Below are 20,806 nucleotides of genomic sequence, written 5' to 3'. Positions count from 1 at the left end.
CGCCATCCCGGTCACCCTCCGTTGTTGTCCGACCGCAGTACGGTCGATGACATGTACCCGTCGCCGTCGTTCCGGGCGTCCGACGCCGACCGTGAGGCCGTCGTGGCGCACCTGGGCACCTGCCTGTCCGAGGGCCGGCTCAGCCTGTCCGAGTTCGACGCCCGCACGCGCCACACGTACGCCGCCCGCACCTGGGGCGAGCTGCTGCAGATCGTCCGCGACCTGCCCCCGCTGCCGGCGGCGCCCGCCCAGCCGAAGGCCGACCCGCAGCCGGTGGCGCCGGTGCTCGCCCTCGTCTTCGGCATCTTCTCGCTCCCCGCGGCCGCCTGCGGCCCGGTCGGCGTGATCGCCGGGATCGTCGCCGTCGTGCTCGGCGTCGTCGCCCTGCTCCGTGCCGACGGCGCGGGCAAACGGCGCGGCCTCGCCATCGCCGGCGTCCTCTGCGGCACCTTCGGCATCCTGTTCTCCATCGCCATGGTCATCCTGTACGCCACGATCGACTGACGGCGCCGGCTATGGGTCGGGGGTCGTCCAGCGTACGACGGCCTCGGTGCGGCTGCGGACGTGCAGTTTCGCGAAGACGTGGTTCAGGTGGTTCTTCACGGTCTTCTCGGTGAGCAGCAGCTGCCGGGCGATCGCCGCGTTGGACAGGCCCCGGCACAGCAGGCCCATCACGTCCTCCTCGCGGTCGGTCAGCCCGAACCGGGACCGGCCGTCGCGGCGCCGGTGCTGGTCGCGGCCCACCGAGGCGACCACGGACGCGGCCACCGACGCCGCCACCGGGGACAGCCAGCCGCGGCCCCGGGCGACCTCGTGCACGGCGCGCAGCAGCTCCGCGGGGCTGAACTCGCCGTGGACGAGGTAGCCGCGGGCGCCCTGGTGCAGCATCCCGCGGATCAGGTCGGGGTGGTCGTCGCTGGTCAGCACCAGCACGGCGGAGTGCTGGGCGAGGACGCCGATCACCGACAGCCCGTCGGCGACCGGCATCCGATGGTCGAGCAGGGTGACGGCGGGGCGCAGCCGGCGGGCCGCGGCCAGCGCCTCGCGGCCGTTGGCGGCCTCACCGAGGACGCGCAGGCCGTCGTCGCCGTCGAGGATGCCGCGGACGGCGGCGCGCACGATCGGGTTGTCGTCGACGACCAGGATCCCGACCGGGACCCCGACGGGAAATGTCATGCGGCACCCAGCGGTACATGGACGGCGACGACGCTGCCGCGGCCCGGGGCGGAGTCGAGGTGCAGGCGGCCGCCCGCCATCCGGGCCCGCTCCGCCATGCCGACGATGCCGAAGTGGCTCGCGGACTGCAGCCGGGACAGGTCGTCGGGGACGGCGAACCCGACCCCGTCGTCGCTGATCTCCAGCAGCGCGCCCCGCCGGACCGGCGCCAGGCGGACGACGACGTGCCGCGCGGACGCGTGCCGGGCCACGTTGGCGAGGGCCTCCCGCAGGATCCGGATCAGCTCGTACGCCACCATGATCGGCGGCTGGACGGAGCCGAGCTCGGTCCGCACCGGGATGCCGGACGTGGCGCTCCACGCGGCGCAGACCTCCGCCACGCTCGTGGTGAGGTCCTGGTCGGGCACGTCGAAGCGCATCTCCCGCAGCAGCTCGCGGGCCTGCCGGGCGGCCGCGGTCGCGCCCGCGGCGACGGTGGTGGCGAGGTGCTCGGCGAGCGCCGGCTGCCGGCGCAGCGACGACGGCAGCGCGAGCGCCGCCAGGGACACCCCGCGCAGCGTCTTGGCCACCGAGTCGTGCAGCTCGCGGGCGAGCCGGGCCCGCTCCGACGCGGCCGCCGAGCGCTGCGCGGCCACCAGGAGGCTGGTCGACAGCTCCAGGTGGCGGGCCAGGGCGTTGGTCGCGACGACCGCGCCGAGCCCGGCGAGGGCGCCGGCCATCGGGAACGCGACGACGAACGCGGCGATCTCCGCCGGCGGGTCGCTGCGCCGCAGCACCTCGGCGGTGACCGCGAAGCTGAGTGCGGCGTGGCCGACCCACACCGGCAGCGCGCGCATGCCGAGCACCACCCCGGCGAGCCCGCCGGCGCCGGCGGCGTAACAGAAGTACGCGATGCCGCCGCGGCTCACCGCCAGGACCGTGAACACCAGGGCGAGGTCGGCGGCGACGACCACGACCGGCCGGGCGACCAGCCCCGGCCACTGGGCCAGGGCGCCGAGCTGGACGGCGGTGGCGACGGCGACGAGCGTGAGGACCGCGATCACCGGGCCCGGGTCGTCGACGAGCAGCAGCCCGGCGGCGGCCGCGCTCATCGTCGCCGCGGCCCGCCCGATGAGCACCGCCCGGGTCAACGCCGCAGCGGCGATCTCCCGGCCCGCCGATTGCATCACTGGACACCCGCCTGTGCTGGAAACGCGATCGCGACAGCGAACGCTACCCGCCGTGCCGCGGCCGCCGAACCCCCGGCAAGGCGCCTAAGCCGGATTTCAGCCCATGTTGATCAGCCGATAAGTCAGGTGATCGTCACGACGTCGATGTCCGGCGCGGGCGTGTCGTCGTTGAAGAGCGTCAGCCGCAGCTCCCCGGCCGGCAGGTCGGCGGTGAACTGGAACGACCGCGGGACCGTCCACGCCGGGCCGGTCACCTGGAACGTGCGCGGCGCCGCCCCGTTCACCCGGACCTTCACCGCGCGCGGGCCGTCCACCTCGTACCCGACCGTGATCGTCCGTGACCCCGCCGCGGGCAGGACGGCACGGACCTCCAGCACGCAGGTGAAGCACAGGTAGCGGACCCGGGCGCCGCCGTGGCAGGTGCCGCACGCGGTGACGGCGGCGCCGCCGGTCAGCCGGTTGCCCGGGTCCTCGGCCTCCACGACGATCGGGGCGAAGCTCGCCGGTGCGCTGCCGGGCACGGCCGCCGAACCCCGTACAGGAGGCGCTGAAACGACAGGCGTCTCGCGGTCGGTGTCCCGGTCCGGGGCGATCAGCGGCGGCACGAGCACCGTCGCCGCGGCCATCCCGGCCGCGACCACCGTCACACCCAGCCACTGCCGCCGGCTCAACCGCACTCCTTCACCCGTCCCGGACGGACCCTACGGCACATGTCTGGACGGACGGCGGCGCCGCCGTCCTCTGCCTCGGACGGCGGCGCCGGGTGCCCTGTGGGGGGTCAGGGCAGCAGGTAGTTCTCGTTCAGCACGTACGGGGCCGGCTGCTGGTCGTCGCGGCCGTCGTGGCCCCGCGGGTCGCACTGCCGGGCCGCCACGATGCACCCGTCGACCATCGCGGCCAGGGTCCGCTCGTCCCACGCGTTCATGAAGTCGTAGTGGAACGTGGGGCCGGCGCCGCTGGCGAAGCGCACCTTCGACATGTCACCGTTGACCGGCCAGGCCATCTTGAACTCCAGCTTCGGCACCGCGACCGGGTGGCTGTCGGGGCAGACCCAGCCCGACGCGGTGTGACTGTCCACCGGATACACGATGTGGCTCTGGTGGTCCGGCGAGTCCAGGTGCCGCCCGTCCCAGCAGCTCGGTGCCTGGTACCGGATGTTGAGCTTCACGTCCCGTGCCGACGAGCAGGTCAGCGGGATGTTCTTGTTCTTGTAGCTGTTGCCGCACTCGAAGCCTTCCTCGGTCGCGGCGAGGAACTTGTCGGCGTCGGTGTTCTTCGCGTTGCCGACCACGAACCGCAGCCCCTTCGGGAACGGCCGGACGCTGCGGTAGTCGGTCACGCCGGCCTTGTAGTAGATGACCTGCAGGCCTTCGGGGTTGACCGGGGTGTCGCCGTTGAACAGCGTCGGCATCCAGTAAGCGGACAGGTCGCCCTTGGCCTTGCAGGTCGTCTGGCCCTTCGCCAGCGACTCGATGGTCGTGCCGGCGTTCGTGGTGGTGTTGCCCATGAACGTGTGCAGGTGCGAGGCTCCGGGCAGGCCCGGGAACACGATCGGGTCGTCGCCGAGGTTGGTCCGGCTGACCGAGCAGTTCGCCTGGAACTCGTGGAACCCGCCCTTGTTGGGCGGCACCTCGTGCGACGCCTTCACGTTCGTCACCGGGTTGGGCGCGTCGATCCAGCCGGTGCCTCCGTTGCCGCCGGTGCTCACCGGGGCGCTGGTCGGGGGTGTCGTCGGCGGCGGGTTGACGGTCGCGGTGGCCGGTGCCGAGCCCGACCCGTACACCTGGAACTCCCACAGCGAGAAGCCGTATCCGCTGGACCGTTTGGTCCCGAACATTCGCACGTAGCGCGCGAGGCCGCTCACCGCGAGGCTCTGCACACCTCCGGTGCCGGTCGTCGTGGTGTACGCCGTGCGCCAGCTCGCCCCGTCGACGGACACCTGCACCTCGAACGCCGTCGCGTAGGCCCGCTCCCAGGTGAGCACCACCTTGCCGATGGCCACCGGCGCACTGAGGTCGACCTGGATCCACTGCGGGTCGCTGAACGCGCTCGACCACCGGGTCTTCGGATCACCGTCGAACGCGGCCTTCGCCGGATAGCCCTGCCCCTCCAGCGACGAGGCCGTCGCCGGCTTCCCCTGCGACAGCGGCGTGTCGCCCGCGCTCGCCAGGTGCAGCGGCCCGGTCGCGAACCAGCCGAGGAACCCGGCCAGCGCGACCGCGATACCAGCCAGGACGAACAGCCGCGACCGCGGCGCGCGTCGAAGGGATGTCATGCACGTCTCCTGCGTCGGCCCCGGGGCACCGCCGCCCGGCACCCACCGGCCAGGACGCTAACGGCGCACCCGCCCCCGCGCCTGAGCCCAAAGACCCAGACAGGACCCAGCCCCCTGGGCCGGCAACTGGCCGCCGCCTGCACCGCCGGCGCGGACACGACCGCCCGATTTGGTGAACCGATGCCCGAACCGATACGCGTGGTGCTCGCCGCCAGCGGGGCTGAGCAGTTCGACGTACTGCGCGACACGTGCCTGGCGGCGGGCCATGAACCGATTGCATACGTGGTGTCCCGTGCTGGCGGAGGCGCTCACGGAATCCCTCACGATGATCGCCGACGGGGCACCTGGAACGCCGCAGGGTGACGCCGGCGCGAGCTACGCCGGGTTCATCGAGCCGGAGTTCTCCACCATCGACTGGGGTCGTACCGCCGCGCAGATTCATCACCAGGTGCGGATGTTCGCGTACATGGGGCGGGCGCCGGTCGGAGTGGTCGACGGTGTACGCCTGCGCGTGGTTCGCACTTCGCTGGAAGAGGCCGACGGGCTGCGCATGGAGTGCGCCGACACGCCGATCTGGATTGTCGAGTCCGCCCCGGAATCGGATCAGCCGTCACGGGCTTGACCCTGCAACCGGTCGCGCAGAGCCGTCGCGGCAGGGTCATGGAAGTGCTCCAACAACACCAGGGCTTCTGCGCGGCGGGTGACTGCACTCTCAGTGTCGCCAAGTCGATGTTGATGTGGGCGCTGACGAGATCGCCGGTCTCCCGTGGTAGCCGGCCAAGGAGATACAGGGCGTTGCCCTCGCCGAAACGGTCGCCGACCCGGCGCAGCGTCTCCAGCGCGTCCTCCAGCGGGAGGGCGGCCTCGGTGTGCCGATGCAGTTCCAGAAGCGCTTGGGCTCGGTTGGCGTCGAGGTTCCCGAGCCAATACCCGTCGTCGAGGTCGGCGGCGATGTGTCGTCCCTCAGAGAAGGCCGCCACAGCGGCGTCGAGGTGTCGGGCACCCAGCGCGACCAGCCCAAGCGCGTTGTGGGACATCGCCTCACCGCGACGGTCACCGAGGTGTTGCCTGATCTCCAGCGCCGACCGGTGGCTCATCGCGGCGTCGTCGAGGCGGCCGGACTGCAAGTACGCGGCGCCGACAAACTATTGCCTGGCAACCGACTGAAGCACCAACGTCTACAGTTGGAGCGGCTGCACCGGCCCGCAGCGGTGGCGGCAAATTACCATCACGGGGGACAGTTCCGGCTCATTCGTCCTGCAGAACGAGGCGACCGGACGCTGCCTGAAGCAGGTGGACTACTTCCACGTGCTCACTGAGGCCTGCAACGGATCGGCGGCCGAGTTCCATACCAAAGCCGGTCATGCCCGTGCGTGCGGAGATGGCCGGGGTCTGAGGCGTGGGGCCGCTGGTCGTCCGCATGAGGCGTGGGCGCTGCGATGCGGTAGAAGTCGGCAGGTGGTTGAACCCGCAACCGTTTGGTGGTGTACACCTCTCAAGGACCCGCGCGGACGAGGGGAGACCCGGGTTGACCAGGGACGAGGAGCTGATGACCGCGCTGTACACCGAGCATTACGGTGTGCTGCTCGGCTTCGTGTCACGGTACGAGCGCGACCGCCACCGTGCCGAGGACCTCGTCCAGGAGACGCTGCTGCGGGCGTGGAAGCACATCGGCAGGATCGACGTCAGCCGGGACACCACGCGGGCGTACCTGCTGACGATCGCCCGCAACGTGGTCAGCAACGCGTGGCGGGCCGACCAGCGCCGGCCCCGGCTCGTCGACGACCCCGACGCGATCGCCGCGGTCGCCGACGCCGACAACGTCGACGAGCTCGTCGAGGGCTGGCTCGTCCGCGCCGCCCTGGACCGGCTGTCCGTGGAGCACCGGCAGGTGGTGGAGTCGGTCTACTACGACGGGCGGACCGTCGCCGACACCGCCCGCCACCTGTCCGTGCCCGAGGGGACCGTCAAGTCACGCGCCTACTATGCGGTCCGGGCGCTGCGCGCGGTGTTCGAGGAGATGGGGGTGCTGCGATGAGTGGGGAACATGACGCGGTGCGTCCGTTGCTCGGCGGGTACGTCCTCGGCGGCCTCGACGACGCCGACCAGGCGCTCGTCGACGCGCACCTGAGCGGCTGTGCCGGCTGCCGCGCCGAGGTCGATCGGCTCGCCCCGGTGCCTGAGCTGCTGCAACGGCTGCCGGTCGGACCGTCGCCGGTGCCGCTGGAAGCTCCCACCCGCGACGGCCTCGACGCGTTCCTGCGCCGGGCCGCACTGCCGGAGCGCCGCCGGAGGGCACGGCTGGTCGCGGGGGTCGCCACGGCCGCCGTCGTGCTGGCAGCCGTCGCCTTCGCCGTGTGGCCGGAGTCGTCGCCGGTACCGACGGCGACACCACGGACCGTCCCGCAGTCGGCGACGCAGCTGCCGACGCAGCCGTCCTCGTCATCGTCGCCCGCCGCCGGGACGGTGGTCCAGTTCGTCGCGGCCGCGGGCAGCGCCATGTCGGGCCGGGCGACGCTGACGCCGCGGCAGTGGGGCGTGTCGGTGGCCCTGGAGCTGACCGACCTGCCGGGCGAGGGGCCGTTCGTGCTGCGGGTGGTGGGCCGCGGTGGCCAGGAGGAGCAGGCCGCGTGCTGGGGCCGCACCACGTCGGCCTCGGCCCGCGTGACGGGCGCCAGCTCGATCCAGCTGCCCAACGTCGACAAGGTCACCGTCTCCGACCACGACGGCCACCTGCTGGGCACCGCCGCCAAGGGCTGAGCCGGCTCCGACCACGACGGGCTACCTGCCAGGCGCCGCCAAGGGCTGAGCCGGCTTCGACCACGACGGTCGCCTGCCGGGCGCCGCCGCCAAGGGCTGAGCCGGCTCCGACCACGACGGTGCTACCTGCCGGGCACCGCCGCCAAGGGCTGCGCCGGGTTCAGGGCCGTCGCAGGACGCAGTCGCCGCAGGTGCCGCCGCCGGGGATGCGGTAGTACAGGCAGCAGTTGCGGCGGCGCAGCGCGCGGCCGTGCAGGTCGGCGGTGCCGGCGAGCGGGTCGGCGGTCAGCAGGTCGGCGACCATCGCCCAGACGGCGGGGTCGTCGAGCTGGCCGGCGGCGCCGGCGAGGGCCGAGCTGACGTTGCCCCACAGGACCTTCGGCGACAGCCGGAACTCGGCCCGGAACACCTCGAGCAACGGCGCGACCAGCCCCAGCAGGATCCGCTCGCGGAAGGCGTCGCGCGCCAGAGGGTCGCCGCCGGCCGGGGCGGTGCACGCGATCGGCCAGGGCCCGGCGGGCACGGGCTTCCAGAACAGCTGCCCCGGATCCGGATAGCGGGGGTCGAGCAGCGGCGGGGCGAGCAACCGCGACGCGACACCGAGGAACGTCACCGACGCGACGACCCGCACCGGCACCACCGCGGGGTCGAGCCCGAACATGGTCAGGAGCGTCTCGCGCGCCACCCCGACCCGCTCCGCCGCGACGGCCGGGGCGAGCAGATCGGTGAACGGCCGCCAGCCGTCCCCCGCCGTGTGGTCCTCCCAGACGAAGTACGGGTTCACGAGGCGCAGCGTAATCCAGCGACACGGACCGATGGCGCGTTCACCGCATGATGACCGGATCGCGCCGTGGCGCAGGCGATACCATGGGCTGATGTCCGTGACCGCAGACACCGGAGAGCGTTCGCGGATCATCGAGGCCGCGCACCGCTGCCTGGTCGACACCGGCGGCGAAGGCCTCTCCGTCACCGGGGTCCTCACCGCCGCAGGCCTGTCCACCAGGGCGTTCTACCGGCACTTCGGCTCCAAGGACGCGCTGCTGCTGGCGATGTTCCGCCGCGACAGCGACCGGGTCCACGCGGAGCTGACCACGGCCGCGGACTCCGCCGCCACGCCGCCGGACGCGTTGCGGGCGTGGATCTCCGGGTTCCTGTCGCTGACCGCCGACAGCCGGCGCCGGCGAGGCGTCCTCGTCATGTCGTGCGGCGAGCTGATGGGCACCGCCGGCTATGCGGCGGAGCGGGCGCGCCAGCTCGGCGCGCACCGGTGCGCGATCGCCGCGATCCTGGAGCGGGGGCGCGTGGACGGGTCGCTGCCGTGGGCCGACCCCGAAGCGGACGCGCGGACGATCACGGCGGCGCTGTCCGCGGCGTTCCAGGAGCGGATGGCCGCCAGCCCGTCGCCCGAGGCCGCCGAGGCCGCCGCCGGGCAGGTCACCGACTTCGCGCTGCGCGCCCTCGGCGCCGCCGCCAACTGACGCTTCCCCCACCTGTGGCCTAGTGGCTACAGTCAGCGCATGCCGCCACGGTACGAGCTGGTCGCCGACGCCCTCCGGGCCCAGATCATGGCCGGGTCGCTGCGCCCGGGGTCGCTGATCCCGAGTGCCGGTGCGCTCGCCCACGAGCACGGCGTCGGCCGGGACACGGCGTTGAAGGGCATCGCCGTCCTCCGGCGGGAGGGGCTGCTGTTCCTGGCCCCGGACAAGTCGATCCGGGTCGGTCCGGTCGCGGGCCGGGCCACGCGCGGGTCGCTGAGCATCCCCGACGACGTGCTCGACGTGCCGCCGGGCGGGGTCGTGTCGGCCCGGATGCCGACGCGGCGCGAGCGGGAGCGCTTCGACCTGCCGGAAGGAGTGCCGGTGCTGGTCGTGCGCACCGGCGCCGCGGAGGAGGTCCATCCCGCCGACCGGTACGGGCTGCGACTGCCGTAAGCCGTCGCGGTCAGTCGGACCAGGCGGCGACGCCGTCCAGGCGGGCGGCGATGGCGTGCCAGGTGGCGCGGACCGTGTCGGCGTCGACGGTCGCGAGGCGGCGGCGGGTGGATCGGGCGGTGAAGGGCTGGTCGGCGGTGCGGAGCAGGTTGTCGACGGTGTCGAGGAGCGTGCCGGGGGCGAGGAGGGCGCCGACGTCGTGCAGGTCGAACGCGTCGGCCAGCTCGACGGCGACGTCCCGGGCGCCGATCAGCAGGTCGGGCAGCCACTGCTGCGGCGGGTGGCCGAGGTTGTACTGCACCAGGTCCAGGTCGATCAGGTCCTCGTCGCCGGGGTGGCTGACGAGCGTCACGAACCGCTCGCGGGCGGCGTCCCAGCCCGGGACGGCGGCGAGCTCGTGGGTGTCGTCGTCCAGCAGGTACTCCGTGAGCCCTTCGACGCTGCGGAACAGCAGCGGGCCGCCGGCCCGGGCGAGGAACACGGTCCGCTCGGGTTCGGTGAGGCGGGCGCGGATCGTCCAGCCACTGCCGGAGGGCAGGCCGAGGTGCAGCGGGTGGACCGGCGCGTCCCGCCACACGTCGCCGGGCACCACCGCCCAGGGGTCCGGCAGCCAGCTCCACAGGTGCGCGCCGTCGCGGCCCGGCCGTCTCGGCGCCGGCTGCGCGGGGGCGGGGGCGGCCGCCTGCCGGGGGAACCCGCTCAGGACCGCCAGGCTGCCCTCGGCGGCGGCGAGCTTCGGGTGCTCGGCGGCGACCGGCTCGATGCCGGTGACGCGGTGGAGCAGGGTCGCGACGAGCGGCAGGAGGGTGGCGCCGCCGGCCAGGTACACGCCTTCGATCGACGTCTCGTCGACGCCGGCGGCCCGCATGGTGCGCAGGGTCAGCTCGGCGGTGGGGCGCAGCAGGGGCGTCGCGATCCGCTCCAGGTCGGCCGGGGTCAGGGTCACGTCGACGCCGGCGGCGACGCGGACGGTGACGGGCTCGCCCGTGGCCAGGAGCTCCTTCGCGCGCCGCGCCTGGTCCAGGAGCCGCCGCCCGGCGCCGGAGCCGCCGCCCGGGGCCGCCGCGCGCAGGTGGGCGGCGATCGCCGCGTCGAGGTCCAGGCCGCCGGCGCCCGCCAGGCCCGCGGAGGCGACGATCCGTGGGACGCCGGCGGAGGGTTGGACGACGGCGGTCTCGAAGGTGGCGGCGCCCAGCTCGTACGTGATGAAACTCCGCCCTGACGTGACCGGCACCCGCGCGGCGAGGGCGCCGGCGAGCGCGACCGGTGCCGGCACGAGCCTGGCGGCCGGCAACCCCGCCATGGACGCGGCGGTCAGCAGCGCGCCGCGGGCGTGGGCGTCCCAGGACGCGGGGTGGGTGAGGGCGACCTCCTGCAGCGCGGCCCCGCCGGTGACCCGCAGCGCCTCGGCGTGCACGGCCCACAGGATCGCCGCGAACAGGTGCACGACCGGGACGTCCACCCCGCCGAGCCGCACGCTCTCCGCGGCGGCGTGCGTCTTCGGATGCGGCTCGAACCGCTCGGGATCCCCGGCCCCGCCCCGGAGCGCGGCGGCGCCGACCGCCAGGACCCCCTCGGCCACGTCGAGGTGCACCGCCGACGGCAGCAGCGGCGACCCGCCGAACAGCAGCGGCGCCACCCGCCCGTCGGTGTCCTTGAGGACCGCGACCGTGCTGCCGGTGCCGACATCGATGCCGAGGTGCATCGCCCGATGGTGCCAGCCCGCCCGCCGCGGCGGGCGGTCAGGGGCGCGTGGGGATGCCGAGCGGGTCGGTGTCCAGGCCGAGATAGGTGATGAGGCCCGGGTCGGTGTCCTCGTCCTCGGGGGCGGCGTGCGCGCCACGGGTGCGCGGCCCGGCGTCCGGACCGGTCGCGAGGTGGTCCACGACGACGACGGTGACGTTGTCGCGGCCGCCGGCGAGGACGGCCCGGTGCACGAGGAGGTCGGCGGCGGCCTGGGCGACCGGCTCGGCCCGCAGGGCGGCGGCGATCTCGTCGTCGGTCAGCTCCAGGGGCAGGCCGTCGGAGCAGACGACGAAGCGCTCTCCCGGCACCGGCGACAGGACCCACAGGTCGGCGGGGGGTGCGGGTCTGGTGCCGAGCGCCCGCGTGATCACGCCGCGGCGGCGGGTGACGCTCTGGGGTGCGGTGTGGTCGACGGTGAGCTGGGTGAGGACCTCGCCGTCGTAGCGGTACACGCGGGAGTCGCCGACGTTGAACACCGCCCAGCGCTCGGTGTCGCCGTCGAGCACGAGGCTGAGACCGGTGACCGTGGTGCCCATGCCGGTGCGGACGGGGTGTTCGACGGCGGAGGCGAGGATGTCGGCGTTGGCGCGGGCGATCTCGTCGTGCACGTCCTGCGGGGTGCGGTCCGGCAGGTCCGCGAGCCGCCGCAGCGCCGCGACGGCGAGCTCGCTGGCGACGTCACCGGCGGCGTGCCCGCCCATGCCGTCGGCGACGGCGTACACCCCGTCGACGACCAGCGCGCTGTCCTCGTTGCGCTGGCGCACCCGGCCGACGTCACTGGCGGCGCCGGCCCGGACCGTCGTCACGAGGCACCGGCCCGCACCGTGGTGCCGCCGAACCGCGACACCAGCGCGGCGACGACATCGTCCCGCCCGACCGGCGACAGCGGCCCCGAGCCGTCGTCCGCCGACAGCATCCAGGTGCCGTCGGCGTCGCGGGCGATCGCGACCCCCGCGCCGTCCGACGCGATCGCCACGGCCGCCTCGCCCTCGCCGGCCGTGCACCGGTCGACGAACCTGGCCAGCGGCGACGCGAGGGGCTCGGCCGGGTCGAGGACCTCGATCCCGAACAGCCCGAACGGCCCCGGGTAGGTCGCGACACGGCCGGCGGTGCCGCTGAACACGTGCATCGCGATGGTCTTGTCGCCGGTCGACCCGGCCGCCTCCGTCGTCGTGTGCAGCGTCGCCAGGGCCGCGACCGCGCCCAGGACCAGCGGGCCCGGCACGACATCGCCGCCCTCGTCGGTGCACAGGCCGCGGGCCAGCAGCGACGCGACCCCGGCAGCGGTGACGATGTCGGTGGCCGCCTCGGGCTGCAGGGCGAGACGGCGCCGGACGCCATCCATCGCGGCCGTGCGCTCACCGTGCGGGCCGGCGGCGGAGCGGAGGAGAAACTCCAGCTCCGCGAACGTGCACAAGGTCGTGTCCGCCATGCTCCTCCTTCACGTATGCGCTGCGAGAAGCCAGGAAAGCCGAAGGAAGAACGGCCCGATGAGACTATCAGGAGCCGAACCGTCGCCGTTCGCCGCGGCCCGGTCGACCGTCTCGCCGTCAAATCGTACAAATGACGCATAACCCAGATGTTTCGCTGTTCACCTGCGGGTGAGGGCGGCGGCGGGGCAACGTCAACGGAGTGGATCACGCAACGGGGCTGAGCCGGCGCGCGGTGCTGCTCGCGGCCGCCTGTGCGGGCGCGGGTGTCGCCACTGACGCCTCGGCGGCACCCTCGGCCGGCGCGCTGCTGCCGGTCAGCATGGCTACGCACATTCACGGGCCGTTCAGCGAGGGGCTCGCCAGCTACGCCGCGCACCTGGAGCAGGCCCGAAAGCACAAGGTCGACGTGGTCTGGTGGACCGACCACGACTTCCGGATCGCGGCTGCCGGACACCGCCAGGCCGTGCACTTCGACGGCGCCTCCGAGCCCGAGCACGGGCTCGGCTGGACGTGGAAACAGCACCTCGTCGGCAAGCCCCGCGGTCACGCCGCCGACTTCGTCGCCTCGCCGCACTCCCCGCGCGACGGCACCGGGAAGGCGCTGCGCCTGAGCGCCACCGGCGGCGGCACGCTGCGCATGGAGGGCATCGCCTGGAACGCGATGGCGAACGCCTGCGTCGCCGACACCACCCTCACCCTGGACGTGCTGCCCGAGCAGCTCGCCGGCGGGTCGCTGACGCTGGAGATCCAGCTGTCCAACCAGCCGGGCAAGGGGGTGCTGCGGCTGCGGTACGACATCGGCGGCGGGACCAGGGTCACGCACAAGGCCGACAAGGCGGTCGGCACGGTGACGCGGCCCGTGAAGGCGGGCGCGTGGCAGTCGCTGACGTTCGACCTGTGCGACGACATCGCGGCGCTGTGGCCCGACATCACCGCCGGCGACAACGCCCTCACGGGGCTGGCGCTGGAGGTCCGGCAGGCCCGGTTCGTGGTCGACCGGCTCACCTTCGACCGCGCCCGCCGCGCCGGGCAGGCCGGCGAGCAGCTGCGCGCCGAGGTCATCGCCGCGGTCGCGAAACGCTACCCGGACATCACCCAGTTCCGGGCGCTCGAGGTGTCGATGGTCAGGCACCTGAACTGGTTCGGCGGCGACCTGACCCTCCCGCCGTTTCCGAGCCCGCCGCTGCGCGACAACGACCCCGACCTGACCGGGTCCATGGTCCGCCGCCTGCACGCCCACGGCGGCCTCGTCTGCTGGAACCATCCGATGGACGTGGCGAAGCGCGACGAGCTGGCGAAGCTGATCGTGACGCGGGGCGCCCTGGGCGCCGACCTCGTCGAGATCGGCCGTGACCCGGTCGAGGATCTGCTCTGGGTGTACGACGTCGCCGCCCGCAACTGCGTCTTCTTCACCGCTCTGGGCAGCAGCGACGACCATGACGCGACCGACTGGGCGGCCAACGAGGACCACTTCGTCAGCCACGTCTGGTCCCCGTCGAAGAGCCGCGCCGACCTGCTGCGCGCCCTGTCGGCCGGGGCGGCCTGGTTCACCGACCTCGTCTCGTTCCGTGGCGCCCTCGACCTCCGCGTCGGCGGTGTCTCCTACATGGGCGCGGTCCTGGTCGGCGCGGCGCCCGTGAAGGTCGACGTGACGGCGACGAAGCTGCCGAAGGACGCGAAACTGGAGGTCGTCACCGGCAAGCTCGGCAGCGGCCTCACACCGTCCACGAAGATCACGGCCGACACGTCGGTGCTGGTGCAGCCCGGCACCTACGTGCGCTCGCAGGTCCGGCTCAAGAACGGCACGCTCGCGGGCGTCTCGAACCCGCTGTGGCTGCTGGCGAAGGCGCCTTCCACGCCGATCCCGGTGGCTCGGCGGCGGGCGCTGCCCTACTGACCTTGGTCTGTGTTTCTTAGACCGTGGTCCTTCTTTCTTGGAGCGGACGACGAGATTCGAACTCGCGACCCTCACCTTGGCAAGGTGATGCGCTACCAGCTGCGCTACGTCCGCGTTGCTGGTGAAGACTCTAGCGCATCGTCGCGCGGCGTTCACCGAGGGGGGCGGTCACCCGATAGCGTGACGCCGTGAGACGCATGATGTTCGCGGCGCCGTTGCTGCTCATCGCCGGTTGCACGGCCACCGCGGCGCCCTCCGCCCCGGCGCCGTCGTCCGCCTCGACGACCGCCGCGCCGGCTTCGGCCTCCCCGTCGCCCACCCCGGTCGACCTGACGCTCGCCTTCGCCGGCGACGTGCACTTCATGGACCGGACCGCCAAGCTGCTCGCGGACCCGGCGACCGTCTTCGGCCCGATCGCGTTGCAGCTGTCCTCGGCCGACCTCACGATCGTCAACCTGGAGACGGCGATCACGTCCCGCGGGACCGAGGAGCCGAAGACGTACCACTTCCGCACCACACCCGTCGCGATCGAGGCCCTCAAGGCGGCCGGGATCGACGCGGTCAGCATCGCCAACAACCACACCCTCGACTACGGCCGGGTCGGGCTGCTCGACACCCTGGACGCCGTCCACAAGGCCGGCTACCCGGCGTTCGGGGCCGGCGCCACCGTCGACGAGGCGTACCGGCCCTGGTTGACCACCGTCCGCGGCGTGAAGATCGCCGTGCTCGGCTTCAACCAGGTCAGCGAGCTCGCCTCCAGCTGGGCCGCCGGCCCCGCCAAGCCCGGCATCGCCATGGCGTTCGACGCCGCCCGCGCCACCGCCGCGGTCACCGCCGCGCGCGCCCAGGCCGACCTCGTCATCGTCTTCAACCACTGGGGTGACGAAGGCAACAGCTGCGCCAACAGCGCCCAGAAGACCTTCGCGGCCAAGCTCTCCACCGCCGGCGCCGACCTGATCATCGGCTCCCACGCCCACACCCTGCAGGGCTCGGGCTGGCTGGGCTCCACGTTCGTCGCCTACGGGATGGCCAACTTCCTCTGGTACGGCACCTCCAAGAGCACCGACACCGGCGTCCTGCGCCTGACCGTCCGGGACCGCAAGGTCACCAAACGGGAGTTCCTGCCCGCCGTCGTCTCCGACACCGGCCAGCCCAAGCTGCTCACCGGCGCCGCCGCCACCAAGCTCAGCCAGCGGTACGACAGCCTCCAGACCTGCGCCGGCCTCACCGCACAACCCGGCTGACCCCACCCCGACGCGCCGGATCCGGATACCGGTTTGGCATGACGGTTGGCGGTCGGCTAGAGTTTGCATCCGTCGCCGGGTGCAAGACAGGCCAGGGCGGTGCGGACGTAGCGCAGCTGGTAGCGCATCACCTTGCCAAGGTGAGGGTCGCGAGTTCGAATCTCGTCGTCCGCTCGGGAACAAGTGACCACGGTGGGGTGGCCGAGAGGCGAGGCAACGGCCTGCAAAGCCGTGTACACGGGTTCAAATCCCGTTCCCACCTCGGATAGGCCACACCACGGTGAGGCACCCCAAGCTAGGGCGATTGGCGCAGTGGGAGCGCGCTTCCTTGACACGGAAGAGGTCACTGGTTCAAACCCAGTATCGCCCACGCAGGTGAGAGGCCCGGTCGAGAACATCGACCGGGCCTCTTTACATGCCTGCGTGCCTAACCGAGTGCCTAAGCTCCTCGCCGAGATCCGATCTCCGCAGGGATCGGGCGCTGAGGGGATGATCACGCTGTGACTCCGGAAGAGCTGCTGACATTGGCTCGGTCCGCCAGCTGGGCGGACCGAGCACAGGCTGGTCGAGGACTGAGCGGCTTCGTAGGCGACCCGCAGGTGGACGAGGCCGTGCGGTACCTGCTTCTGAATGCCGGCGACACCGCCGTGATCGACGCGACCGCCGAGGCGCTGTTAGAACGCGGTGACGTCGCGGCGCTGCGGCTGTTCGCGTACGCCTGGAAAAGGGCCGACGGCGAGTACGCGGATCACCTGTCTTCGGCCCTGAGCGGTCTGTTCTTTACGTTGTCCTGTGGCTCGCCGGCAGATCGTGACCGCTTCCGGTCGCTCCTGCACGAGTTGCTTGCCGATGTTGACGTGACGGTCCGAGACGGCGCACAGAATCTCCTGACTCGCCTCGATTGGGTGCGATTCGAGTAGTAGGTGGGGTCACGTCGCATCGACGTGACCCCACCGCCCAGCTCAGCCGAAATCCGTCCGGTCAGGGTCACTGACACCGAAGATTTTGTCCATGGCTACCGCCCCGGTGAGCAGCACCGGGCGGAGCTCGTGGCGGTAGACCGCCTCCGTCACCCGCGTGCCGGCGTGACCCATGAGATCGGCGATCTCCTCGATCCGCATTCCCCCGCTGGACAGCAGCGACACGAAGCTGTGCCGCAGCTCGCGCGGCGTCCAGTTGTGATCCGTCAGCCCGGCCTTCCTGGCGACCGCCCGGAAGGCGCGCCGGACGTTGGCCGCGTCGAGCGCCGCGCCGCTCGACGTCGAGAACACCAGGTCGGTCTCCTGCCAGTCCGGCCGGTCCTTGCGCTGCTTCGCCTGATGCGCGGTGAGCGCCACGACGCACCGAGCAGGGATGGCGAGAGTGCGCCGGGACTTCTTGGTCTTCGTGTCTCCGCCTCGCCGGACCGACCGCCACACCTGGATGGATGGCGGGATCGGCGGCTCGACGTCGTCCAGGCCGACGAGGTCGACGTGCGCCCACGTGAGCGCCCGCAGTTCCTCGGTCCGCGCGCCGGTCAGCAGGGACGTGACGATGTACGCCTCCGCGGCCGTGCCCTTGGCAGCTTCGAGCAGCGCGTTCGCCTGCACGAGCGTGAGCGACCTCGACGGGCGGCCCGGTTGCCCGGTCGGTACGCCACATAGCGCCACGACGTTGCGCTTCACCTTGTCCCGGGCCATGGCCCTGGTGATCGCCCGGTTGAGGTAGTTGTGCAGGTTCTGCAGGGTCGCCGTGCTGAGCGTCTTGGCCTTGGCGGCGAGCCACTTGTCGACGTCACTCGCGCTCAGGACACGCAGCTTCCGGGCGCCTAGGTCGGGGATGATGTGGGTGTTGCACATCCCCGTGCACTTCGTCACGGTCGCCTGTGACCGCCCGTTGAGGCCGTAGGCCAGCCAGTCCCGGACGGCATCCGCCACGGTGTAGTTCTGCGGCGCGATTGCCAGGCCGTCCTCGTGGTCGCGGAGCACCTCCTTCAGCTTGGCTCGCGCTTCGGTCTTGGTCTTTCCGCTCCCCCGGCGCACGATGCGCTTCCCGGCCGGCGTGTAGCCGACCACGACAGCGGCGATGAACCGCTGTCGGTCTTCGTCCCAGTAGAGGCTTCCCTCGCCCCTACCTCTGCGCGCGGTCACGCGGCCTCCCGTTCGAGCAGGGCGACGTACTCGGAGATCGCGCTGTCCGGCACGAGTCGGGCGCGGCCCTGCTTCACGGTGCGGAGGCGGCCGGCGCGGATCTGCTCGTAGATGACGGTCCGGCTGATGCTGAGCTGCTCCATCGCCTCGGGGATCTTCCAGAGCGCCTTGCGGGTGGCGACGACGGTCACGCGGCACCTCCGATGCGGCGGATGGCGGGGGTACCCGTCCCATCCGTCCCAGGCTCGTTTTCGCTGGTCACGGCCGGTACGGATGGTTTGGTCGGTACGGCTTGACCCGTACCGGGGTCGGCATCCGTACCGTCGCTGAGCTGGGAAGACGATGCTGGTACCGATGGGACGGTTCGGTCGGGGCAGTAGCGCTTCCACGCGTCCGCGAACGCCTCGCGGTGGTAGCCCTTGGCCTGCCCGACGGGGAACCGGATGGTGGCCGAGCTGATGCCGAACTCCCGCAGCAGGTCGCCGAGACGCTTGCCGGTCATCCCGGCCGGGCCGAAGCCCTGCCACGGTCCTTCCGGGTCGTCGTTGAGCGCGGCGAGCAGCTCGGCCGTGGTCGCGGCGCCCGGGTCGCCGAGCGTCGTGAACGCGGTCCGGATGTCCGCCAGGAGTCGGACGCGGGTCGAGACGTGGCCGGTGTCCTCGGCTTCGGCGGTGAGGACGGTCGCGGCGGCCCGGCCGCGCGTCGGCCAGCTGCCGCCCGCGAGGTCGGCGACCGCGATCAGCGGCTCCCACGTGTCGGCGGCGCGATCCTCCAGGGGCATCGCGGGCTCCGCGCGCTCCAGCTCGGCGAGATGCCCCCGAAGCCACTGGAACAGTTCGCCGGCCACCTTCCGCAGCACCGGCCCGTCGCGGCGGTGCCGGTACGGCGCTACCGTCTCGCCCGCCATCCGCCGGCGCATCCGCACGACGACGGCGCGGTCCTCGATGGTGTCGGGCATAGCGCCGATGCCGGCGAGCGCTGCCATCGCGAATGTGGGGATCTTCTCCAGCCGGTGCGCGTTGCTGTCCCAGCGGATCGCGGGCCGGTTGCGCTGGTGTCCGGCGTTGAGCAGTCCGCGGAGGTCCTCGTTCGCTTCGGCGTTCTTCCCGCCGAAGATGGTGTCGGCCTCGTCCACCAGGAGCGTGGGCGGCTCGTCGGTACCGATGGCGCGGTACACGGCGGCCGATGAGGCGTTCACGGTCATGAGCGGGTTGCAGCACATGCCCTCGACCACGTCGAGGAGCCGGGACTTCCCGCAGCGCTTCTCCGGCGCGCGGATGACCAGCCGGGGCGCGTGTGCCCATGCGGGCATGGCGTGGGTCGCGGCGATCCACAGCACGACCGCGTCGATGGCTTCGGGCGACGGGAGCACGACGTAGCGGGTGATGACGGCGTGCAGGCGGTCAAGGATCGCGGCGCCGTCAACGGGTTCGGTGGTCACGCTGCCACTCCTTCGTCTCGGAAGCCGCCGGTGATGGCGGCGCGGGTTTCGCGGTCGGTCTGTCCGGCGCTGATTCCGGCTTCGTACAAGGCGTTCAGCGCGTCTCGGGTGCTGATGGCGTTGGCCGCGACCATCCGCGCGACGCCCCGGGCGGAGCCGTAGAGCGTGGCGCGGCGGCGGCCCTTCGGCGCGCGGCGGACGGTGTCGAGCAGGGAGCGCAGCAGCGCGTCGGGTGATGAGATGCCCCCGGCCGGCGTCGAGCTCGTCGCCCTGGTCGTGCTCGCCGACGTCGCGGCGGCCGGCGCGGGTCGGCAGGCCGTGACGAGGGCCGGGGGCATCTCGACCACTGGCCGGTCGCCGATCCAGCGGTACGGGTGGCCGGTGCGCGGGTGGATCGACGGCGGCGCCACGACGTACCCGCCGTCACCCCGGACGTCGATGCCCTCGCCGAGGCGTCCCTGACTGTTCAGGACGGCCGTTCCCGGGTGGCGGTAGTACAGGTGCCACCCGCCGCTTCCCGTGGCCACACAGGCCGTTTCCGGCATGAGCGCCGGGTCGAGGGCGCCGCCGTGACCCGGGTCGATGTCGACCACGACCAGACCGGCGACCGCGCCGGTCCGGACCGCGAGCAGCCCGTCAGGTTGCGCGGCGACCATCGCGGTGACGCGCTGCGGGTCGAGCGTCGCGGCGTACAGGCCGTGGCAGAACATGCAGGGGCAGGCGTCGCGGTCGTGGTCCGGTCCGGCGGTCCGGCAGCCGTTGCAGTTGGCGATCGGGCGCTTGCCGCGGCCGAGCAGGAACACCGGCCAGCCGCGCCCGATGTAGTCGATCGCGTTGCGCAGCAACGGTTGTGCGTCAGCCATTGCGGATTCCTCCCTCGGGTCGGGCGCTGGCGCGGGTCGCCCGCTCCAGCACGCGCGTCAGGTCGGTGGTCAGGTCGAGCAGCTGGCGGCGCGCGTACGGCTCAGCGGCGGCGAGCGCGACCGTGAGGGTCACTTCCGCGTGCTCCCGGCCGTCGGTGGCGCGGACGCGGGTGAGCAGCGCGCGGCCGAGGCCGGGGACGCTGACCACAAAGGGGTCGGCGCGGTGCTCGCCGAGGTTGCAGCGGTGTCCTCCGGCGCACCAGTCGGGGTGCCCTACGGCGCCGAGGCCGCTGCGTCCGCGCCGGGTGAGGCGGCTCATCGGGTGCCACCGGTGCGGTTGCGGTCGTTGGCGCGGACGGTGCGGAGGTAGTTGAGGGCGCGGCGGCCGGGGCGGAGCTGGCGGCCGGTGCCGTCGCATCTGTGGCAGATGCCGAACGCACGGCCGATGAGGGCGCGGCGTTTGCCGGTGCCGGAGCAGCGGCGGCAGGCGACGAACGGCCAGAGCCAGCACGCGGCGAGGTAACCGAGCGTCACGATGGTCAGGAGGAGGATTAGCAGGCCGCTTGCGGCGGCGTTGCTGGTAGCGGTAGCGGCGAGGGTGTGCACGGAACGGCCTCCAGAGGCTGTTTTTGGGTGCAGAGGGCTGCTGGCGCTACCCGCTACCTCGGTGGGTAGCGGCTGGCCAGGTTGGTAGCGGGGTGGGTAGCGGCGGCGCTACCGGGTAGCGGCGCCGCCGCTACCG

General features: G+C 72.8%; 24 protein-coding genes and 4 tRNA genes. 13 read left to right on the top strand and 15 right to left on the bottom strand.

Annotated features, from left to right (window positions below; genetic code table 11):
* Positions 1 to 24: 24 nt before the first annotated feature.
* A complete protein-coding gene (locus AB0I21_RS02525; RefSeq protein WP_360558485.1) occupies positions 25 to 504 on the top strand; it encodes a DUF1707 domain-containing protein in 480 nt (159 codons plus the stop codon).
* Positions 505 to 513: 9 nt separating this feature from the next.
* Here AB0I21_RS02525 and AB0I21_RS02520 read toward each other — a convergent pair whose 3' ends face one another.
* The 4 genes from AB0I21_RS02520 to AB0I21_RS02505 all read right to left on the bottom strand — a co-directional run bounded on the left by AB0I21_RS02520 (position 514) and on the right by AB0I21_RS02505 (position 4,620).
* Positions 514 to 1,176 carry a response regulator transcription factor gene (locus tag AB0I21_RS02520; RefSeq protein WP_344503264.1) on the bottom strand — a complete coding sequence of 221 codons (663 nt, stop codon included), beginning with the start codon at positions 1,174 to 1,176 and terminating at the stop codon, positions 514 to 516.
* On the bottom strand, positions 1,173 to 2,342 hold the full coding sequence (locus tag AB0I21_RS02515; RefSeq protein ID WP_360558484.1) for a histidine kinase: 1,170 nt from the start codon (positions 2,340 to 2,342) through the stop codon (positions 1,173 to 1,175). Before AB0I21_RS02515 ends, AB0I21_RS02520 begins: the two co-directional genes overlap by 4 nt.
* 125 nt (positions 2,343 to 2,467) lie before the next feature.
* Positions 2,468 to 3,016: a hypothetical protein gene (locus AB0I21_RS02510; protein ID WP_360558482.1), complete on the bottom strand. Its 549-nt coding sequence runs from the start codon at positions 3,014 to 3,016 to the stop codon at positions 2,468 to 2,470.
* A 107-nt stretch (positions 3,017 to 3,123) separates the two neighbouring features.
* The gene (locus AB0I21_RS02505) at positions 3,124 to 4,620 is read right to left on the bottom strand and encodes a DUF1996 domain-containing protein (RefSeq protein ID WP_360558480.1); all 1,497 of its coding nucleotides are present in this window, start codon (positions 4,618 to 4,620) and stop codon (positions 3,124 to 3,126) included.
* Positions 4,621 to 4,912: 292 nt separating this feature from the next.
* On the opposite strand from AB0I21_RS02505, the gene AB0I21_RS02500 reads away from it, so the two are divergent.
* From AB0I21_RS02500 to AB0I21_RS02485, 4 genes are all read left to right on the top strand, one after another.
* Positions 4,913 to 5,242 (top strand): hypothetical protein, encoded by a 330-nt coding sequence (locus AB0I21_RS02500; protein ID WP_360558478.1) that lies wholly within the window; start codon positions 4,913 to 4,915, stop codon positions 5,240 to 5,242.
* A gap of 253 nt (positions 5,243 to 5,495) precedes the next feature.
* The gene (locus AB0I21_RS02495) at positions 5,496 to 5,939 is read left to right on the top strand and encodes a hypothetical protein (protein WP_360558477.1); all 444 of its coding nucleotides are present in this window, start codon (positions 5,496 to 5,498) and stop codon (positions 5,937 to 5,939) included.
* A 209-nt stretch (positions 5,940 to 6,148) separates the two neighbouring features.
* Positions 6,149 to 6,658, top strand: a complete 510-nt coding sequence (locus AB0I21_RS02490; RefSeq protein WP_344503270.1) for a sigma-70 family RNA polymerase sigma factor — start codon at positions 6,149 to 6,151, stop codon at positions 6,656 to 6,658.
* A complete protein-coding gene (locus AB0I21_RS02485; RefSeq protein WP_360558476.1) occupies positions 6,655 to 7,380 on the top strand; it encodes a zf-HC2 domain-containing protein in 726 nt (241 codons plus the stop codon). Before AB0I21_RS02490 ends, AB0I21_RS02485 begins: the two co-directional genes overlap by 4 nt.
* A gap of 160 nt (positions 7,381 to 7,540) precedes the next feature.
* On the opposite strand, the gene AB0I21_RS02480 is transcribed toward AB0I21_RS02485, so the two are convergent.
* The gene (locus AB0I21_RS02480; protein ID WP_360558474.1) at positions 7,541 to 8,164 is read right to left on the bottom strand and encodes a (2Fe-2S)-binding protein; all 624 of its coding nucleotides are present in this window, start codon (positions 8,162 to 8,164) and stop codon (positions 7,541 to 7,543) included.
* Positions 8,165 to 8,255: 91 nt separating this feature from the next.
* Here AB0I21_RS02480 and AB0I21_RS02475 point away from each other — a divergent pair, with 91 nt between their 5' ends.
* Complete coding sequence (locus AB0I21_RS02475; RefSeq protein ID WP_360558473.1) at positions 8,256 to 8,858, top strand: TetR/AcrR family transcriptional regulator; 603 nt, start codon at positions 8,256 to 8,258, stop codon at positions 8,856 to 8,858.
* A gap of 39 nt (positions 8,859 to 8,897) precedes the next feature.
* Positions 8,898 to 9,311, top strand: coding sequence for a GntR family transcriptional regulator (locus tag AB0I21_RS02470; RefSeq protein WP_360558471.1), 414 nt, complete (start codon positions 8,898 to 8,900; stop codon positions 9,309 to 9,311).
* A gap of 10 nt (positions 9,312 to 9,321) precedes the next feature.
* Here the strand turns inward: AB0I21_RS02470 and AB0I21_RS02465 are convergent, their stop codons facing one another.
* The 3 genes from AB0I21_RS02465 to AB0I21_RS02455 are packed head-to-tail and all read right to left on the bottom strand — an operon-like array spanning position 9,322 to position 12,489.
* Positions 9,322 to 11,016 (bottom strand): Hsp70 family protein, encoded by a 1,695-nt coding sequence (locus AB0I21_RS02465; protein WP_360558469.1) that lies wholly within the window; start codon positions 11,014 to 11,016, stop codon positions 9,322 to 9,324.
* A 37-nt stretch (positions 11,017 to 11,053) separates the two neighbouring features.
* The gene (locus AB0I21_RS02460; protein WP_360558467.1) at positions 11,054 to 11,863 is read right to left on the bottom strand and encodes a protein phosphatase 2C domain-containing protein; all 810 of its coding nucleotides are present in this window, start codon (positions 11,861 to 11,863) and stop codon (positions 11,054 to 11,056) included.
* Positions 11,860 to 12,489: a hypothetical protein gene (locus AB0I21_RS02455; RefSeq protein ID WP_344503278.1), complete on the bottom strand. Its 630-nt coding sequence runs from the start codon at positions 12,487 to 12,489 to the stop codon at positions 11,860 to 11,862. Before AB0I21_RS02455 ends, AB0I21_RS02460 begins: the two co-directional genes overlap by 4 nt.
* 200 nt (positions 12,490 to 12,689) lie before the next feature.
* On the opposite strand from AB0I21_RS02455, the gene AB0I21_RS02450 reads away from it, so the two are divergent.
* Complete coding sequence (locus tag AB0I21_RS02450; RefSeq protein WP_360558465.1) at positions 12,690 to 14,387, top strand: hypothetical protein; 1,698 nt, start codon at positions 12,690 to 12,692, stop codon at positions 14,385 to 14,387.
* 38 nt (positions 14,388 to 14,425) lie between these two features.
* On the opposite strand, the gene AB0I21_RS02445 is transcribed toward AB0I21_RS02450, so the two are convergent.
* Positions 14,426 to 14,501, bottom strand: a tRNA-Gly gene (locus AB0I21_RS02445).
* An 83-nt stretch (positions 14,502 to 14,584) separates the two neighbouring features.
* On the opposite strand from AB0I21_RS02445, the gene AB0I21_RS02440 reads away from it, so the two are divergent.
* From AB0I21_RS02440 to AB0I21_RS02420, 5 genes are all read left to right on the top strand, one after another.
* Positions 14,585 to 15,631 (top strand): CapA family protein, encoded by a 1,047-nt coding sequence (locus AB0I21_RS02440; protein ID WP_360558666.1) that lies wholly within the window; start codon positions 14,585 to 14,587, stop codon positions 15,629 to 15,631.
* 101 nt (positions 15,632 to 15,732) lie between these two features.
* Positions 15,733 to 15,805: transfer RNA gene (locus AB0I21_RS02435), tRNA-Gly, on the top strand.
* 17 nt (positions 15,806 to 15,822) lie between these two features.
* A tRNA-Cys gene (locus AB0I21_RS02430) sits at positions 15,823 to 15,893 on the top strand.
* 36 nt (positions 15,894 to 15,929) lie between these two features.
* Positions 15,930 to 16,001 (top strand) — tRNA-Val (locus AB0I21_RS02425).
* 130 nt (positions 16,002 to 16,131) lie between these two features.
* The gene (locus tag AB0I21_RS02420; protein ID WP_360558464.1) at positions 16,132 to 16,551 is read left to right on the top strand and encodes a hypothetical protein; all 420 of its coding nucleotides are present in this window, start codon (positions 16,132 to 16,134) and stop codon (positions 16,549 to 16,551) included.
* A 42-nt stretch (positions 16,552 to 16,593) separates the two neighbouring features.
* Here AB0I21_RS02420 and AB0I21_RS02415 read toward each other — a convergent pair whose 3' ends face one another.
* The 6 genes from AB0I21_RS02415 to AB0I21_RS02390 are packed head-to-tail and all read right to left on the bottom strand — an operon-like array spanning position 16,594 to position 20,598.
* Complete coding sequence (locus AB0I21_RS02415; RefSeq protein WP_360558462.1) at positions 16,594 to 17,760, bottom strand: site-specific integrase; 1,167 nt, start codon at positions 17,758 to 17,760, stop codon at positions 16,594 to 16,596.
* Complete coding sequence (locus AB0I21_RS02410; RefSeq protein WP_259868948.1) at positions 17,757 to 17,903, bottom strand: helix-turn-helix domain-containing protein; 147 nt, start codon at positions 17,901 to 17,903, stop codon at positions 17,757 to 17,759. Before AB0I21_RS02410 ends, AB0I21_RS02415 begins: the two co-directional genes overlap by 4 nt.
* Positions 17,904 to 17,947: 44 nt before the next feature.
* The gene (locus tag AB0I21_RS02405) at positions 17,948 to 19,201 is read right to left on the bottom strand and encodes a DUF3631 domain-containing protein (RefSeq protein ID WP_360558461.1); all 1,254 of its coding nucleotides are present in this window, start codon (positions 19,199 to 19,201) and stop codon (positions 17,948 to 17,950) included.
* On the bottom strand, positions 19,198 to 20,064 hold the full coding sequence (locus AB0I21_RS02400) for a bifunctional DNA primase/polymerase (RefSeq protein WP_360558459.1): 867 nt from the start codon (positions 20,062 to 20,064) through the stop codon (positions 19,198 to 19,200). Before AB0I21_RS02400 ends, AB0I21_RS02405 begins: the two co-directional genes overlap by 4 nt.
* Positions 20,057 to 20,383 (bottom strand): hypothetical protein, encoded by a 327-nt coding sequence (locus AB0I21_RS02395; RefSeq protein ID WP_360558458.1) that lies wholly within the window; start codon positions 20,381 to 20,383, stop codon positions 20,057 to 20,059. Before AB0I21_RS02395 ends, AB0I21_RS02400 begins: the two co-directional genes overlap by 8 nt.
* Positions 20,380 to 20,598 carry a hypothetical protein gene (locus AB0I21_RS02390; protein ID WP_360558456.1) on the bottom strand — a complete coding sequence of 73 codons (219 nt, stop codon included), beginning with the start codon at positions 20,596 to 20,598 and terminating at the stop codon, positions 20,380 to 20,382. The genes AB0I21_RS02395 and AB0I21_RS02390 overlap by 4 nt, the downstream gene beginning before the upstream one ends.
* Positions 20,599 to 20,806: the final 208 nt, after the last annotated feature.

It is taken from the genome of Dactylosporangium sp. NPDC050588 (assembly GCF_040654975.1).
Lineage (GTDB): Bacteria > Actinomycetota > Actinomycetes > Mycobacteriales > Micromonosporaceae > Dactylosporangium > Dactylosporangium maewongense.
This window is presented reverse-complemented; position numbering and strand designations above follow the sequence as displayed.

Excerpts from the sequence above, each read along its gene's own strand:
- AB0I21_RS02520 (WP_344503264.1), bottom strand. The coding sequence starts at position 1,176 with ATGACATTTCCCGTCGGGGTCCCGGTCGGGATCCTGGTCGTCGACGAC.
- AB0I21_RS02515 (WP_360558484.1), bottom strand. The coding sequence starts at position 2,342 with ATGCAATCGGCGGGCCGGGAGATCGCCGCTGCGGCGTTGACCCGGGCG.
- AB0I21_RS02505 (WP_360558480.1), bottom strand. The coding sequence starts at position 4,620 with ATGACATCCCTTCGACGCGCGCCGCGGTCGCGGCTGTTCGTCCTGGCT.
- AB0I21_RS02495 (WP_360558477.1), top strand. The coding sequence starts at position 5,496 with ATGCAGTTCCAGAAGCGCTTGGGCTCGGTTGGCGTCGAGGTTCCCGAG.
- AB0I21_RS02485 (WP_360558476.1), top strand. The coding sequence starts at position 6,655 with ATGAGTGGGGAACATGACGCGGTGCGTCCGTTGCTCGGCGGGTACGTC.
- AB0I21_RS02475 (WP_360558473.1), top strand. The coding sequence starts at position 8,256 with ATGTCCGTGACCGCAGACACCGGAGAGCGTTCGCGGATCATCGAGGCC.
- AB0I21_RS02470 (WP_360558471.1), top strand. The coding sequence starts at position 8,898 with ATGCCGCCACGGTACGAGCTGGTCGCCGACGCCCTCCGGGCCCAGATC.
- AB0I21_RS02465 (WP_360558469.1), bottom strand. The coding sequence starts at position 11,016 with ATGCACCTCGGCATCGATGTCGGCACCGGCAGCACGGTCGCGGTCCTC.
- AB0I21_RS02455 (WP_344503278.1), bottom strand. The coding sequence starts at position 12,489 with ATGGCGGACACGACCTTGTGCACGTTCGCGGAGCTGGAGTTTCTCCTC.
- AB0I21_RS02440 (WP_360558666.1), top strand. The coding sequence starts at position 14,585 with ATGATGTTCGCGGCGCCGTTGCTGCTCATCGCCGGTTGCACGGCCACC.
- AB0I21_RS02410 (WP_259868948.1), bottom strand. The coding sequence starts at position 17,903 with ATGGAGCAGCTCAGCATCAGCCGGACCGTCATCTACGAGCAGATCCGC.
- AB0I21_RS02400 (WP_360558459.1), bottom strand. The coding sequence starts at position 20,064 with ATGGCTGACGCACAACCGTTGCTGCGCAACGCGATCGACTACATCGGG.
- AB0I21_RS02395 (WP_360558458.1), bottom strand. The coding sequence starts at position 20,383 with ATGAGCCGCCTCACCCGGCGCGGACGCAGCGGCCTCGGCGCCGTAGGG.